The organism is Streptomyces sp. yr375 (genome assembly GCF_900110755.1).
In the GTDB taxonomy this organism is placed as follows: Bacteria; Actinomycetota; Actinomycetes; order Streptomycetales; family Streptomycetaceae; genus Streptomyces.
Map to the genome: position 1 here is coordinate 107,782 of NZ_FOFF01000007.1, position 14,695 is coordinate 122,476.

Sequence of the window (14,695 nt, forward strand, 5' to 3'; positions counted from 1 at the left end):
ACGGCTCAGGGGATTTCAGTCGCCGAAGAGCTGCTCGCGGTGCACCCGCCAGCGCTCCATCATGGCCGCGATCTCGCCGTCGACGAACTCGAAGAAGGCGAGCGTCTCGGCCATGCGGCGGCCCGCCGGGGTGCCACCGCCGAGGCTGGTGACACCCTCGCGCAGGGAGGCCTCCCACCGCTTGAGGACGGTCTCGCGGTTGGTGAGGGCCTCGTACCACTGGTTGCTGTGCACTCGGTAGCGCTCGCGCCGGGAACCGGGTTCGCGCTCCCGGGACACCATGTGCTGCTGCGCGAGATAGCGCACCCCGCCGGAGACGGCCGCCGGGCTGATCCGCAACTGCTCGCCCAGGTCGGCGGAGGTCATCGCGCCCTCGTCGGAGGAGAGCAGCGCGGCGAAGATCCGGGCCGGCATGCGCTGCATCCCGGCCTCGACGAGCTGTGCCGCGAAGGACTCGACGAACTTCGACACGGCTTCCGCGTCCCGCCCGGTCTCCGTGGATTCGGTCATACCCTCACCCTAACCCGGGTTTCATAGGCTTCCTTAACTTCACAAAATTCTGAAAGAAGCGTACGTTCGGAACCATGACGAAGGCCATCACGGTGTCCGGACTGCACAAGTCCTTCGGCCGCACCCACGCGCTCGACGGCCTCGACCTGGAGGTCGAGACCGGCGAGGTGCACGGCTTCCTCGGGCCCAACGGCGCGGGCAAGTCCACCGCCATCCGCGTCCTGCTCGGCCTGCTGCGCGCCGACGCGGGCGCCGCCCGGATCCTCGGCCGCGACCCGTGGACCGACGCGGTCGAGGCGCACCGCCGCATCGCGTACGTCCCCGGCGACGTGACCCTGTGGCGCAACCTCTCCGGCGGCGAGGTCATCGACCTGTACGGCAGGCTGCGCGGCGGCCTGGACCCGGCCCGCCGCGCCGACCTGATCGGCCGCTTCGAGCTGGACCCCACCAAGAAGGGCCGCACGTACTCGAAGGGCAACCGCCAGAAGGTCGCCCTGGTCGCCGCGTTCGCCTCGGACGTCGACCTCCTCATCCTCGACGAGCCGACGTCCGGCCTGGACCCGCTGATGGAGGAGGTCTTCAAGCGCTGCGTGGCGGAGGAACGCGATCGCGGCCGGACGATCCTCCTCTCGTCCCACATCCTCAGCGAGGTCGAGGAACTCTGCGACCGCGTCAGCATCATTCGCAACGGCCGCACGGTCGAGACGGGCTCCCTGGCCGACCTCCGCCACCTCACCCGCACCAGCGTCACGGCCGAACTCGCGGGCCCGCCCAACGGGTTGGCCCACCTGCCCGGGGTACACGACCTCGAAGTGCGGGGAAACCGGGTGCGGTTGCAGGTCGACACCGCCGAACTCGACGCCGTACTGCGGTCGTTGACGGACTCGGGCATCCGCTCCCTGACGTCGACACCCCCCACCCTGGAGGAACTGTTCCTGCGCCACTACCAGGAGACCCGCCAGGAAGACCGGCCGGAAGACCGCCAGGCAGACCCGCAGGAGGCGCGGGCATGACGACCGGGCTCGCGGGCACCGCCCCGCTCCTGCGTTTCGCGCTGCGCCGCGACCGGGTGCTGATCCCGGTGTGGGTGGCCGTGAACACCCTGCTGGTCCTGTCCATGCCGAACACCCTGAAGGGCCTGTACGCCACCCCCGCCGACCGCGCCGACCTGCTCGGCCAACTGGCGACCAACGCCTCCCTGCGCGCCCTCATCGGCCCCGTCTTCGACGACTCGCTCGGCGCGCTCACCGCCTGGCGGGTCGGCGTGTACGCCGGTGCGCTCGCCGCCGTCACCAGCCTCCTGATCGTCGTACGGCACACCCGTGACGAGGAGGAGAGCGGCCGTCAGGAGCTGATCGCGTCCGGCATGGTCGGCCGCCGCGCGTCCCTGACGGCGGCGCTGCTCGCGGCCGGCGTCGCCAACGCCGTACTCGCCCTGCTGGTCACGGCGGGTCTGGCCCGCCTGGGCGCGGCGGGCGCGCTCGCCTTCGGCCTCGGACTGGCCGGGGTGGGCATGCTGTTCGCGACGACGGCGGCGATCGTCGCGCAGCTCACGGAGAGCGCGCGGCTGGCGCGGGGCCTGACGGCGGCCGTCCTCGGGGCCGCGTTCGTGCTGCGCGCGGCGGGCGACTCGGCGACGGACGACGGTTCGTCTGTCCTGACCTGGCTGTCGCCGCTCGGCTGGCTGGAGAACCTGCGGGCCTTCGCGGACGAACGGTGGTGGGTGCTGCCGCTGTTCGCCGCGGCGGTGGCCGCGCAGGGCGCGGTGGCGTACGGCCTGGCCGGCCGCCGGGACGTCGGCATGAGCTTCCTGCCGACCCGCCCCGGCCCGGCGGCGGGAGCCCTGCGCACGGCCTCCGCGCTGGCCTGGCGGCTGCAACGGGGCGGTGTGCTGGGCTGGAGCGTCGGCTTCTTCCTCGCGGGGGTGGTGTACGGCGGTCTCACGGACGGCGCGGCCGACCTGGTCGGCGACAACGCGAAGGCGCGCGAGATCGTCGAGCGGATGGGCGGGCAGTCGTCGGGGCTGACGGACGCGTTCCTCGCCGCGATGATCGGCATGCTGGGCCTGATCGCGACGCTGTACGTCGTCGCGTCCGTGCTGCGCCTGCACGGCGAGGAGACGTCGGGGCGCGCGGAACCGGTGCTGGCGAACGCGGTGGGCCGACTGCGCTGGGCCGCCGGGCATCTGGCGATCGCGTTCGGCGGCGCGGCCCTGATCATGCTCCTGGCGGGCCTCGGCTTCGCGGCGGGCTACGGCAAGCAGGTCCTCCCGATCCTGGGCGCCTGCCTGGTCCAACTCCCGGCGATCTGGCTGGTCGGCGGCCTGACGGTCCTCCTCTACGGCACGGCCCCACGCCTCGCCCCGGCCGCGTGGGGCGTCGCCGGCGCGATCCTCCTCGTCGGCTGGATCGGCCCGGCCCTGAACGCACCCCAGGCGATCCTGGACGCGTCCCCCTTCGCCCACCTGCCGAAACTCCCGGGCGGCGAGATGGCATGGCCCCCGGTGCTGGTGCTCCTGGGCGCGGCGGCGGTGCTGGTGGCGGGCGGCCTGGCGGCCCTGCGACGACGGGACATGACGACGTGACGGTGTGGTGTCTTTACGGTGTGACGGCGTGAACCGGGCGGGGGCGAAACACGTCTCTCCACGCATGAACCGAAGCGCGGTGACGTGCGGGGGCTGTGTGCTGTCGGTGGCGGGCGCGCTGGCGGCGACAGCCCTGTGGCTCACCTCGCCCCGCACCCGGATCCACCTGGGCCACGGCTTCGAGGACGAGGGCCTGGACCTCAGTGTCCTGGTCACCGAACTCCCGCTGGTGTTCCTGGCGGGAGCCCTCCTGCCGGTGCTCGTCTACGCCCCGCTCGCCCGCCTCCTGACCGGCGGCAGCGGCAGCGGCAACGACGGCTCAGAGGGTGACGGCTAGACCCTCCAGCCCCCGGATGACGAAGTTCGGCTTGCGCTGCGGCTCCGCCGCGAGGCTCAGCGTCGGGGCCTTCTCCAGCAGGGCGGTCATGGAGGCGGCCAGCTCGATACGGGCCAGGGGCGCGCCGATGCAGTAGTGGATGCCCGCGCTGAAGGAGATGTGCGGGTTGTCGGCGCGGGCGAGGTCGAGGCGCTGCGGGTCGGCGAAGACGTCCGGGTCGTGGTTGGCGGCCCCGAACAGCATGGCGATCTCGGCACCCCGGGGCACGACGACCCCGTCGATCTCGATGTCGTCCAGCACCCACCGTTCGAAGAGCTGGAGCGGAGTGTCGTACCGCATCAACTCCTCGACGGCGGTGGGCACGAGCGAGTGATCGGCGCGCAGCGCGGCCAACTGCTCGGGGTTGCGGAAGAGCGCCCACCAGCCGTTGACGGTGGCGTTGACGGTCGCCTCGTGACCGGCGTTGAGCAGCAGGACGGCGGTCGAGATCATCTCCTGCTCGGTGAGCCGGTCGCCGTCGTCGTGGGCGGCGATGAGCCCGGAGATGAGATCGTCACCGGGCTCCTTGCGCCGGGCGGCGATGAGTTCGCGCAGATACTCGGAGAACTCGACGGAGGCCCGCACGGCACGCGCGGCCGTTTCCTCGGACGGGCTGAGCTCGTACATCCCGCAGATGTCGGCCGACCAGGGCCGCAGGGGCGCCCGGTCCGACTCCGGGATGCCGAGCATCTCCGCGATCACGGCGACGGGCAGCGGCTCGGCGACCTCGCTCAGCAGATCGCCGCCGCCCGCCGCCACCAGCCGGTCCACCAACTCCCCGGCCAGCGCCCGCACATACGGCTTCAGCCGCTCCACCGTGCGCGGAGTGAACGCCTTCGACACCAGCCGCCGTATCCGCGTGTGGTCCGGCGGTTCGAGATCGAGCATCCCGTGGTCGTTGAGCGTGTGGAACGGCTCCTGTTCGGGCGGCGGCGCGGCCCGCCCGAAGTCGGCGTCCGAGAACCGGTGCTGGTACGTCCGCCCGAGCCGCCGGTCCCGCAGCAACGCCGACACGTCCGCGTGCCGCGACACCAGCCACTGGTCGGTCGGCGCGTAATGGATCACCCGCCCCCGCTCCCGAAGTTCGGCGTACGCCGGGTACGGGTCCGCGACGAACGCGGGGTTCCAGGGATCGAAAGAGAGGTCACCGACTGCTGCCATGGACGGACGCTAACCGGTGGACGCGCCGCTGACCAGGGGATCTTGGTGAGTGGACGCTCCGCTCGGGCGTGGCGATACGGATAGCGGGCCGTCGCGGTTCAAGCGAGTGGCCATCGAATTCACCGGAATATCGCCCCGGCGAACAGGTTGCGGAGCATGATCGAACCTGGTCTCATGTTCCTTGTTGCGAATTCAAATATGCGGAGCAGTAGCGCTCCCGGTTACCGCGAAATCGCAGACCAACGGGGCATCCCTTGATCGTTTGTGAACTCGGATTGCTGGAGACTCGAGGTGAAAAACGCGCCATGAGGCCGAAAGATGTCGTCTACATGAGCCTTTTCGCGCAGTTATTGGCCGTCAGCGGCTGATGCGGCGATACATCCGATACCTCGGATCCGTTGCCGCCAGGGCATCATGCGCGACCGAGACGCGAGCCGGACCTCGACGGGCACCGCCTGGGCAGGCACCTTGGCCGACCCTTTCGGTTCACCCCCACCAAGGTTTCCGAGACTTCTGAGGCTTCTGAGGCTTCTGTAGAGGGCACTTCGTCTCCGGCGGCACTGCCGCAGCACCCCCGGGCCCGGGTGACTCCGCGCCTGGGTGATTCGGCCCACAGCAGCCTTTCCTCCTTCCCCACAAGGACGCCCATGTCGCTGTCAAAGGATGCTCTGCGCCGCTTTCGGTCCATCCGTACGTCGTTGCTGTTGCTGGCTCTGGTCCCCAGCCTCGCGTTGTCGGTCGTCTGGCTGCTCGCGGCCGGCGGGCAGCTCTCCCAGGCACTCGATCTGCGCGAGCAGACCTCGCTGGGCAAGACCCTCGCCCCGTCCGGCACCGTGCTGCGCCACGAGTTCGAGGTGGAACGCCGGCTGACCGCCGCATGGCTCGCCGCACCGGAAACCTCCCGCACCGCCCTGCTCGCCCAGCGTGCCAAGACCGATGCCGCGATCAGGCTGGTCATGACGGACGCCGACGTGCTCGACTCCGCCCCGGACGGAGTCAGGGTCGCGCTCACCCCCCTCTTCGAGACGCTGCGGCAACTCCCGCTCCGTACCCTGCGCGAGCGGATCGACCAGCGCGAGATCTCCATCACCGAGGCCATCGAGAGCCTTTCGCGCGTCCCCGTCGTCCAGATGACCGCGGTGGGCGACGTCTCCACCCAGGTGCCGGACGGCCCGCTGGTGGCCGCGTCGATTCCGCTGGGCTCGCTGCTGAACGCGATCACGCAGATCCAGCTCGAGGACACCATGATGTCCGCCGCTCTGCCCGGCGGGCGGCTGTCCGCCCCCGCCCGCGCCCAGTTCATCTCGACGGTGGGCACCCAGCGTTGGCTGCTGGACGCCCTCAAAGCCCAGACGTCGCCCGCCGATTGGGCGACGGTGCAGCAGGTCACCGAGACGGTCGCCTGGCAGCGGATGACCGCGGTGGAGAACGCCGTCCTCACCGGAAAGCCCGGCGACAACCTGTCGGGCTCCGCCCAGCAGTGGCGCACCTCGCTCGACCGGGTCGGCGCGGACCTGGACAAGCTGGCCCAGGACAAGACCTCGAACATGGTCGCGCTCCAGGCCGCCACCGCCGACGACCAGGTGCGACGGGGCCTGCTGCTCAGCGCCACCGGGCTGTTCGCGGTGCTCGCCTCCGTCATGCTGTCCTGGCGGGTCACCCGCTCCCTGCTGCGCCGCCTGGCGCGACTGCGCGAGGCGACCACCATGCTCGCGGAGAAGCAACTGCCCGACGTCGTCGCCCGGCTCAACCGCGGCGAGCGGGTCGACGTCGGTGCCGAGGCCATGGAACTCGATTCGAGTGACGACGAACTCGGCGAGGTCACACGCGCGTTCAACTCCGCTCAGCGCACCGCCGTCAGCACCGCGGTCGAACTGGCCGACGCCCGCAGGGGATTCGAGAAAGCCATTCTCGGCACCGCCCGCCACACCCAGAACCTGGTCAATCGCCAGGTCGAACTGCTGGACAAACTGGAACGCCAACACCAGGAACCCGATGTTCTGGAGGGCCTGTACCAACTGGACTCCCAGGCCAACCAGATGCGCCGCTACGAGGAGAACCTGATCGTCATCAGCGGCGGCCGCCCGGGCCGCCAGTGGCGAGAGCCCGTCCTGCTGACGGACATCATGCGCGGCGCGGCCGGCGAGGTCGCCGAGTACCAGCGCATCAACGTGCAGTGCGACCACCACACGCGGATCGTCGCCCACGCCGTCGCCGACGTGATCCATCTGCTGGCCGAACTGATGGAGAACGCCACCCAGTTCTCGCCGGAGAACTGCCCGGTCCTGACCCGGGTCGACCCCGTCGGCCAAGGCATCGCCGTACAGATCGAGGACCGCGGTGTCGGCATGTCCGAACGCGACTGCGCTCAGGTCAACGAACTGCTGTCCAAGCCACCGCGGTTCGAGGCACTCGCGCTGGGCGACGACACCCGCCTGGGCCTGTTCGTGGTCTCCCGCCTCGCGGCCCGACACGCCATCAAGGTCGCCCTGCGCCCCTCGGTGTTCGGCGGCATGACCGCCATCGCCCTGATCCCCGAGGGCCTGATCGTCCGCGAGCCCCAACAGCAGGCGTTCATGAACGAACGCGTCTTCGGCGCAACCCGCATCGAAGACCAACCGTACGAGCAGCGAACCCCCACGCAGCAGGAAACTGCCACTTGGCAGGGAACCCCGACCCAGCAGGAAACTGCCACTTGGCAGGGAACCCCGACCCAGCAGGGAACCCCGACCCAGCAGGGAACCCCGACCCATCAGGGAACCCCCACCCCGACCCGCACCCGGACCACCACCACCTCCACCCCCACCCGCACGCGCTCCGCGCACGCCCGCCCCAACTCGGACTTTCCCCCTCCGCCCGCGGCCGAGCAATTCCCACCGGAACCCGCGTTCATCCCGGCACCCCCCACACAGCCTGGGCCCTCCTTCGCGTCCCCCATGTCCCCCATGTCCCCGCCGCCCGAGGCGGCTTGGCCTTCCGTCCTGTCGCAGCCGGACATGGACCCGCCGGCGCCGCTTCCGCAGCGGATCCCCGAGGCGAGCATGGCGGCGGAACTGCGCACGGACCAGATGCCGCAACTGGCCCCCATGGGCTATCCGGCCCCCCACCAGCCCACGTCCGCCATGTCCGCCTTCGTCCGCGGAACCCGACGTGCCCGCACGATGCGCGGCGCGGGCAACTCCTACTCAGAACCGTAATCCGCCCCCGTAATCCGCACACGCATGGCCAGTTCAGAGCGGAGCGGACACCGACCAAGGACAGATGATGACGACCGATCGTGCCCCGGCCACCGACAGCCGACTCGACGACCTGCTCACCCGGCTCGTGGAACAGGTCGCCCACGTACGTTTCGCCGTGGTGGTCTCCGAAGACGGCCTGGTGGTCAGCAAGTCCACCACCTTTCCGCGCCCCGAGGCCGAACGCCTGGCCGCCACGGCGTCGGGTCTGATGAGCCTCAACCGCAGTGTCTGCGCCGACATCAGCGGTGGCGCGGTGTTGCAGTCGATGCTCGAGATGAGTTCCGGCTATCTCATCCTCACGTCCGCCGGCACCGGGGCGTATCTGGCGCTGATCACCACCGAACGCGCCGATGTGGAGGTCGTCGTCTTCGAGATGAACATGCTGGTGAAGAAGGTCGGCGACCACCTCAGCGCGCACCCGCGCGCCGGACTCGCCTTCGGCTACGGACCTCAGTCCCCGGCTCCCTGGCAGAGCTTCGGCGACACACCATGACCGAGGACGGGAGATTCGAGCACGTCGGCCGCCTCGTACGCCCCTTCACGATCACGGGCGGCCGCACAGAGCCCAGCCGCAACATCTTCACCTTGATCACCATAGTCACGGCGACGGCGGCGGCGACGGCCTCCGGCGGGGCGGGCGGAACTGCCTCCGGCCTGCAACTGGAACACCAACGGGCGCTGGAACTGTGTACGGTCCCGGCGGCCGTGGCCGAGATATCGGCCCACCTGGACCTGCCCGTCACCGTCACCAAGATCCTCCTCTCGGACCTGCTGGACCAGGGGATCATCACCGCGACGCCTCCCGCACAGGGGCTCAGCGGTCCGGACATCGCTTTGCTGCAGAGAGTGAGGGAAGGCCTTGCCAAGCTGTGACACGGAGGCTCCCAGCGCCGTCAAGATCCTTGTCTCAGGAGGATTCGGGGTCGGCAAGACGACCCTGGTCCGCTCCATCAGCGAGATCGCCCCGCTGCGCACCGAGGAGATCCTCACCGACGCCGGCGCGGACGTGGACGACCTCTACGGCATCGGGGAGAAGACCACGACCACCGTGGCCCTGGACTTCGGCCGCATCACACTCTTCCCCGACCTGGTGCTCTACCTGTTCGGCACGCCCGGTCAGCAACGCTTCTGGTTCATGTGGAACGACCTCGCGCTCGGCGCGCTCGGCGGGGTGGTCCTGGTCGACACCCGCCGCATCGACGTCAGTTTCGCCGCCATCGACTTCTTCGAAAAACGCGGCATTCCCTTCATCGTCGCCGTCAACTGCTTCGACGGCCGCCAGGCCTACACCGCCGCACAAGTCCGCCAAGCCCTGGCCCTGGCCCCGGACATCCGCCTCCACGCCTTCGACGCCCGAGACCCAGAATCCTGCCGCAACACCCTCCGCACCCTCATCGACCACGTCATCGAACGGGTCTCGCGGGCGTCATGACGAGGACTGATGCTCCCCCGAGTCGACCGGAAAGCGGTAAACGGTGGACGTCCGGGCTTGGAAGCCGAGACGCTCATACAGCCGGTTCGCCGCTGCGCGATCCGGTCGGGAGGTGAGATCAACCGTCCGGGCACCCGCCTCGCGGGCCACCCGTAGGGCCTCCTGGATGAGAAGGCCGGCGACTCCCTGACCTCGCGCCGCGCTGTCGACGACCACGTCCTCGACGCGAGCCCGCACACCTGACGGCAAGGGCAGCAACACCAGCGTCAGGGTGCCGACGATCGCGTCGGACGTCCGGGCGACGAGCACTCTGCTCGCATCACAGGTAACCATCCGATCGACCGCCTCGCGGTCAAGGGGCTTGGCGCTCGACGACAACTGCGGAAGCAACCTGCCAAAAGCCCCGACGAGTTCCTGACTCGCCTCACGGATGATCTCTACCCGGATGTCCATCCCAGGAGCCTATCCACACCAACCCGAAGCCCTGGCCGACTACGTCGTCGGCGGCCCGAGAGGACATCCGAGTCCCGGTTTCGCGCGATTCGGGGAACATGCCACCGCGGCCAGGGAAAGGAACGCGGGGCGTTCGAGGTAGAAGCCGAGTGATACGTCGTCGCCTGATCCCAGTCGCTCGGCGGAGGCCTGCACGAGGCCGGTCAGGTGGCCGACGTCGCGTTGCGCCTCAGCGGCGATCCGGGCCGCGTACCGCGTCAACGTGTCCCCGAGCCAAGCCGCCGCCTCCCACGGGTTCGACCAGGTGCCGTGCACCTGGGAGAGCGGTTTGACGAGCCAGTACGCCGTTTCCAGGGGCGGCAGATCCGAGGTGGGGAACGCCGTGGCCACCTCGCGGTAGCGCTGGATCACTTCCGGCCTGCTTCCCGCCGGAGGCGGCTCAGGGTGCGGAGGCCGCCGCAGCGCCTCCTGATCGAAGCGGTCTTTCGGGCCGGTCCACAGATAGCCGTGCCAGTGCACCTGTCGTTCCCGTTCGACGTCGATCCGGCCGAAGCCGGTGCCTCCCGGCCGGTCCAGGACCGACCGGGAGGGGATGGAGAGGAGGAAGGGGAAGCGTCAGAGGGACAGGCCGAACCGCACCGGGTCGATACGGCCGCGTCCAACTCCTCCGTGGTGAACCGCAACGGCTCCTTGTCGGGCCGCTTGCTGTCACCGAGCGCCCAGGCGTCGCTGCCGATCCGGGCGAGGGTCACGCAACCTTCGGAGCAGGGGCCGCCGCAGGCCTGCACGAATGAGGCCGCGGTGATGTCGAGCGCGTAGAGGTCGGTTCCGTTCAGCATGGGGTGCCTTCCTGTTTCGCCTGGTGGTGGCTGGTCGGTTGCTCTGGGTGATGACCGTAGGCGGCTAGAGGGCAGCAAAGGGGAGAATATTCTCCACTATTCTCACGTGGTGACTCTGGATGCATGGCAATTCACCCAGTGACACCGACATGCTGTGCGTACCAACATCGCCGAGGCCCAAGGGGCGGTCATGGCACGGAAGTTACGGTTCAACGGAACGGGGAGTGGTGGCGGCGGATGCCCGTCGGTGCACGAGGATCTGGACAGTGGAGAAGTGATCGTGCACGGTCCTCCGCTGACCGATTCCGAGGACGTCGCACAGCTCCAACACCTCTCTGAGGGTGAGGTCGCGGTCGTGGTGCCGCGGGAACTGTTGGTGGACTGGACGCCGAAGGGGCGGACACGGCAGGTGAAGACGATCGATCTGGACGAGTTCGGCAGTCTGTTCGGCAAGTTCGAGCACACCGCTTGGCGGCTGGAGACCCGCCGACGGTACGCGAGTGACGAGACCAACGACCGCTGGACGCAGTTCATCGAGACCGGGAGCGTCGGAGAGGACTGGGCGGACGCCACGGAAGTCAGGTCGTTCCGCGACACGATCCGTGCGCAGGTCGCGCAGGGAAAGCGCATGGAGCGGGTGCGGATCGTGGACCAGCCCGCCACCATCGGCCAGCGCTACCTCCTCGCCAGCGCCAAGGGGAACATCGGCTTCGGTGAGGACATCCGCAACCTCTGGCGCGCCGACGCCGACCGATTGCGGCTTCCCGCCGAGGACTTCTGGCTGTTCGACAGTCGACTTCTCGCGCTGCTGCGGTTCGACGACGACGATCAGCTCACCCACGTGGACCTCGTCACGGAACCGGCGGAGGTGGTGCGCTGCGCCATGATCCGGGATGCTGCTTGGCACCACGCCGTACCGTGGAAGCAGTTCACGGCGGAGATGCACGGCGACGTGTAGGGGTGAGAGTGGATACCGGTGAGCACGGACTATCAGAGGGCGCGCGAGGAACTGGGGCGGCAGCTTCGGGAGTTGCGCGTCGAGAGTCCTGACGGCCGGCTCACCGGTACCGAACTGGCTGAGCGACTGGGGTGGCCCCAGTCGAAGATCAGCAAGCTGGAGAACGGTCGTCAGACGCCCACGGACGACGATCTGCGGGCCTGGGCCGAAGCCACCGGGCACCCCGCCGCATTCGGCGAACTATGCGCTCGACTGAAGGGCTACGAAAGCCACATCCGCTCGTGGCGTCGTCAACTCGCCACCGGCCACCGTCCCGTCCAGGAGACGTGGAACACGCTCGTAGCTGACTCCCGCACCCTGCACGTGTGGGAGAACAGCATCGTCAACGGCCTGCTCCAGACGGCCGATTACGCACGCCACATCTTCGAACGTCACGCCGAACTCCAGAAGTCCCCGCCGGACACGGAGGACGCGGTCCGCGCCCGCATGAAAAGGCAGGACTGGCTCTACCGTCCGGGCAAGCAGTTGAACCTGCTCATGTGGGAAGGGGCGTTGCGAGCCCAGGTGTGCCCGAGTGAGGTGCTGGCGGCCCAGTTGGATCGCCTGCTGGGCGTGGTGGGCATGGACACCGTCCGGCTCGGCATCGTCCCCCTGGACGCCACGCTGCGACTGCCCCCGTCGAACGCGTTCTGGATCCTGGACGAACGACTCGTCATCACCGAGGACTGGCACGCCGAACTCTGGCTGGACGATGCCGAGACGGTCGCTCTCTACCGTCGCGTCTGGGAGACCTTCGCCGAAGCCGCCGTGTACGGGACCGACGCTCAGCAGGTGATCGCGCGGGTTCGTCGCGGCATCCGGGTCTGATTCGACCCGCTTCACCCCGAGGAGTGAAAAGTGGGAACTTCCGCCCGGGAAAACCCAGTTCCGGCTTGCTTTCGTCGCTCTGAGCACCCGTAGAGTCACGGCAACGAAACGCCCCCGCGGTGCGCCAACACCCGGGGGCCCGGCATAGGGATCACTACTCCGCAATGCGGATTCATCGTACGACGCCCACGCGCGCGTTTTCAGTCTTCTCCAACGCCCTTCTCCGTGACCGGACTCTCTCCTGGTGCGCGGTAGGCGTACTGACGTACCTCATCAGCCTCCCGGACGGCGCTCGCGCCACCATCCGAACCCTCGCCGAGCAGCGCAAGGAGGGGCGGGCGCGGATCGCCTCCGCCCTGCATGAGCTGGAGGAATCCCGGTATCTGCGGCGGGTGGTGCGGCAGGACCCGGAGACTCGTCACTTCTCCACCGTGTACGAGGTATTCGATACTCCGTACGACGACGAACTCCCGGCGGGTGAACCCGAAAAAGTTCAGGACCGGGCTTCCGGTGAGTCGGGAGGCGCGGCCGAGGGCGCTACCCCTTCGGGGAAAAACACCGGGACACAAGACCCTCCCTCCCCGCCGCCCGCCGCCCGCCGAGCCGGCCGAGCCGGCCGAGCCGGAGGCGCAGGAGCCGGAGCAGGAAACGGAGTTGGAGCCGGAGCCGAGTGAACGCACCGTGTTCGCCGCGCAGTTCCTCGGCTCCCTCGGCCGTACGCACCCGGGGCTGACTCTCGGTGCCGTCGAAGCCCTGCGGCTCGCGCCGCTCGTGGAGGCGTGGTGGGACGCGGGGGCCAACAACTCGCAGGTGCGGGCCGCGCTGACGGACGGGCTGCCTGCCCGGGTGCACTCGGCGCAGGCGCTGGTCGAGAACCGGCTGCGCCGTAAGCGACCGGCTCCGCCGACGCCGACGCCCGCCACGACCGTCGAGCTCGAACTGCGCAAGCCCGGCGCGACCGCCTTCCGCGACGCCGCCCGACGCGGCGGCGCGACGGTCCGCGCCCTGCTGCGCAGCGGCCGGCAGCCCGCACCCGCGTAGGCGGCGCACACGCAGACTCCCGGCCTGCGCTCGCCTGCCGGGTCCTTCGAAAGAAACGGAGTGTCGATGACCGTCACACTCGTACGCCCTGAGGTGGTATACCGCCGGTATACTGTGCTCATGGCTGACACCACGATCAAGGTCGACCCCGCTGTCCGTGACCGGCTTCAGGAGCTCGCCCGGGAGCGCGGGATGAGCATGCGCGACCTCGTCGCCCAGTTGGCCGGGGCCACCCCGACCAAGGAAGAGCTGCGCAAGCAGTACGAGGAGACCAAGGCGTACGTGGAGGAGCACTTCCTCGGCAGGCCGTACACCGAGGAGGACGAGAAGGCCGGCGAGAAGCTGTGGGCCGACCTCGAGGCCGGGCGCATCGGGGAGGTCCAGTAATGGACGAGACGCGCTATCCGCTGCCGCGTGCCGTCATCTTCGACGACACCGCCGCGCTCGCGTTGGGTGCGGGCAACAGCATGGCCTCCCGGCTCGTCGTCGAGGCGGAGAAGGACCCGGCCCTGCGGGTCTACATTCCCGCGCTGAGCCTGGCCGCCGCCGAGCGTGAGCGGGCCGGAGTCGCCGAGCACGTGGGCGCGTTGCCGTCCGTCAACATCGAGGGGCTCGACTTCGCGGCGGCCTCCTCCGTCGGCAAGCGGCTGCGGACGGCCGGTGCGGCGGACGAGGAGCCGGGCGGCAAGGCCGAGGACGACTGGAGCGGTGCGCACGTGCTGCACCTCGCGCTGCCGACCGTCGAGTGGCCGCACGGCCGTCCCGTCCTGACCAGGACGCCGACGCGCTACCGGGGCACGGGTATCCGGACCATCCGCATCGTCGAACAGCGGTGAGCGGTGCCGGGTAGGGCGGCCACCGGGCGCGCCCTACCCGGCATTCCGGGCATATCATGACGTTGTCTGTCCACGTGCATCGACCAGAAGAAGGTGACTGCGATGCGCATGATGCTGAAGGCGTCCATGGACACGGAGAAGGCCAACGAGGCTATTCGGAGTGGGACTCTTGGGAAGCTGATCGAGGAGTCCATGGCGCAGATCAAGCCCGAGTCGGCGTACTTCACCACCGATCACGGCAAGCGCACGGCCTACCTGTTCTTCGACATGGAGGACAGCTCGCAGATGCCGGTGCTCAGCGAGCCGTTCTTCCTCAACCTCGACGCCGAGATCTCCTACACCCCCGTGATGAACATGGAGGACGTGCAGCGGGGTCTGGCGCAACTCGGGCGCTGACGG

The 14,695-nt window shown here is 69.3% G+C and carries 17 protein-coding genes and 1 pseudogene; 13 read left to right on the forward strand and 5 right to left on the reverse strand.

What is annotated here, in order from left to right; genetic code table 11:
* Positions 1-15: 15 nt before the first annotated feature.
* Complete coding sequence (locus BMZ82_RS10325; RefSeq protein WP_093774072.1) at positions 16-510, reverse strand: GbsR/MarR family transcriptional regulator; 495 nt, start codon at positions 508-510, stop codon at positions 16-18.
* A gap of 74 nt (positions 511-584) precedes the next feature.
* Here BMZ82_RS10325 and BMZ82_RS10330 point away from each other — a divergent pair, with 74 nt between their 5' ends.
* The 3 genes from BMZ82_RS10330 to BMZ82_RS10340 all read left to right on the forward strand — a co-directional run bounded on the left by BMZ82_RS10330 (position 585) and on the right by BMZ82_RS10340 (position 3,431).
* On the forward strand, positions 585-1,523 hold the full coding sequence (locus BMZ82_RS10330) for an ABC transporter ATP-binding protein (RefSeq protein WP_093774074.1): 939 nt from the start codon (positions 585-587) through the stop codon (positions 1,521-1,523).
* On the forward strand, positions 1,520-3,094 hold the full coding sequence (locus BMZ82_RS10335; protein ID WP_093774076.1) for an ABC transporter permease: 1,575 nt from the start codon (positions 1,520-1,522) through the stop codon (positions 3,092-3,094). Before BMZ82_RS10330 ends, BMZ82_RS10335 begins: the two co-directional genes overlap by 4 nt.
* 64 nt (positions 3,095-3,158) lie before the next feature.
* Complete coding sequence (locus BMZ82_RS10340; protein WP_256251842.1) at positions 3,159-3,431, forward strand: hypothetical protein; 273 nt, start codon at positions 3,159-3,161, stop codon at positions 3,429-3,431.
* Here BMZ82_RS10340 and BMZ82_RS10345 read toward each other — a convergent pair.
* On the reverse strand, positions 3,414-4,631 hold the full coding sequence (locus BMZ82_RS10345; protein ID WP_093774078.1) for a cytochrome P450: 1,218 nt from the start codon (positions 4,629-4,631) through the stop codon (positions 3,414-3,416). The two genes, BMZ82_RS10340 and BMZ82_RS10345, sit on opposite strands and share 18 nt — an antisense overlap.
* 647 nt (positions 4,632-5,278) lie before the next feature.
* Here BMZ82_RS10345 and BMZ82_RS10350 point away from each other — a divergent pair.
* From BMZ82_RS10350 to BMZ82_RS10365, 4 genes are all read left to right on the forward strand, one after another.
* Entirely contained in the window at positions 5,279-7,828 is a 2,550-nt protein-coding gene (locus BMZ82_RS10350) for a sensor histidine kinase (protein ID WP_093774079.1), read from the forward strand.
* 67 nt (positions 7,829-7,895) lie between these two features.
* Positions 7,896-8,363 carry a roadblock/LC7 domain-containing protein gene (locus BMZ82_RS10355; protein WP_093774284.1) on the forward strand — a complete coding sequence of 156 codons (468 nt, stop codon included), beginning with the start codon at positions 7,896-7,898 and terminating at the stop codon, positions 8,361-8,363.
* Entirely contained in the window at positions 8,360-8,743 is a 384-nt protein-coding gene (locus tag BMZ82_RS10360) for a DUF742 domain-containing protein (RefSeq protein ID WP_093774081.1), read from the forward strand. Before BMZ82_RS10355 ends, BMZ82_RS10360 begins: the two co-directional genes overlap by 4 nt.
* Complete coding sequence (locus BMZ82_RS10365; protein WP_093774083.1) at positions 8,730-9,302, forward strand: GTP-binding protein; 573 nt, start codon at positions 8,730-8,732, stop codon at positions 9,300-9,302. Before BMZ82_RS10360 ends, BMZ82_RS10365 begins: the two co-directional genes overlap by 14 nt.
* Here BMZ82_RS10365 and BMZ82_RS10370 read toward each other — a convergent pair.
* From BMZ82_RS10370 to BMZ82_RS41685, 3 genes and pseudogenes are all read right to left on the reverse strand, one after another.
* Entirely contained in the window at positions 9,297-9,755 is a 459-nt protein-coding gene (locus BMZ82_RS10370; RefSeq protein WP_093774085.1) for a GNAT family N-acetyltransferase, read from the reverse strand. The genes BMZ82_RS10365 and BMZ82_RS10370 overlap by 6 nt on opposite strands.
* A gap of 39 nt (positions 9,756-9,794) precedes the next feature.
* Complete coding sequence (locus BMZ82_RS10375) at positions 9,795-10,274, reverse strand: hypothetical protein (protein ID WP_093774087.1); 480 nt, start codon at positions 10,272-10,274, stop codon at positions 9,795-9,797.
* A 96-nt stretch (positions 10,275-10,370) separates the two neighbouring features.
* A pseudogene (locus BMZ82_RS41685) lies at positions 10,371-10,594 on the reverse strand (DUF397 domain-containing protein).
* Between the two features lie 190 nt (positions 10,595-10,784).
* Between BMZ82_RS41685 and BMZ82_RS10385 the strand changes: the two are divergent.
* The 6 genes from BMZ82_RS10385 to BMZ82_RS10410 all read left to right on the forward strand — a co-directional run bounded on the left by BMZ82_RS10385 (position 10,785) and on the right by BMZ82_RS10410 (position 14,692).
* Positions 10,785-11,552: a DUF6879 family protein gene (locus tag BMZ82_RS10385; RefSeq protein ID WP_093774286.1), complete on the forward strand. Its 768-nt coding sequence runs from the start codon at positions 10,785-10,787 to the stop codon at positions 11,550-11,552.
* 18 nt (positions 11,553-11,570) lie between these two features.
* Positions 11,571-12,419, forward strand: coding sequence for a helix-turn-helix domain-containing protein (locus tag BMZ82_RS10390; RefSeq protein ID WP_093774089.1), 849 nt, complete (start codon positions 11,571-11,573; stop codon positions 12,417-12,419).
* Positions 12,420-13,073: 654 nt separating this feature from the next.
* Positions 13,074-13,460, forward strand: a complete 387-nt coding sequence (locus BMZ82_RS10395; RefSeq protein WP_093774091.1) for a hypothetical protein — start codon at positions 13,074-13,076, stop codon at positions 13,458-13,460.
* A gap of 120 nt (positions 13,461-13,580) precedes the next feature.
* Positions 13,581-13,847, forward strand: coding sequence for a cupin domain-containing protein (locus BMZ82_RS10400; protein WP_256251843.1), 267 nt, complete (start codon positions 13,581-13,583; stop codon positions 13,845-13,847).
* Complete coding sequence (locus tag BMZ82_RS10405) at positions 13,847-14,296, forward strand: PIN domain-containing protein (protein WP_093774093.1); 450 nt, start codon at positions 13,847-13,849, stop codon at positions 14,294-14,296. Before BMZ82_RS10400 ends, BMZ82_RS10405 begins: the two co-directional genes overlap by 1 nt.
* Before the next feature lie 102 nt (positions 14,297-14,398).
* On the forward strand, positions 14,399-14,692 hold the full coding sequence (locus BMZ82_RS10410) for a hypothetical protein (protein ID WP_093774095.1): 294 nt from the start codon (positions 14,399-14,401) through the stop codon (positions 14,690-14,692).
* The last annotated feature ends 3 nt before the right edge of the window (positions 14,693-14,695 follow it).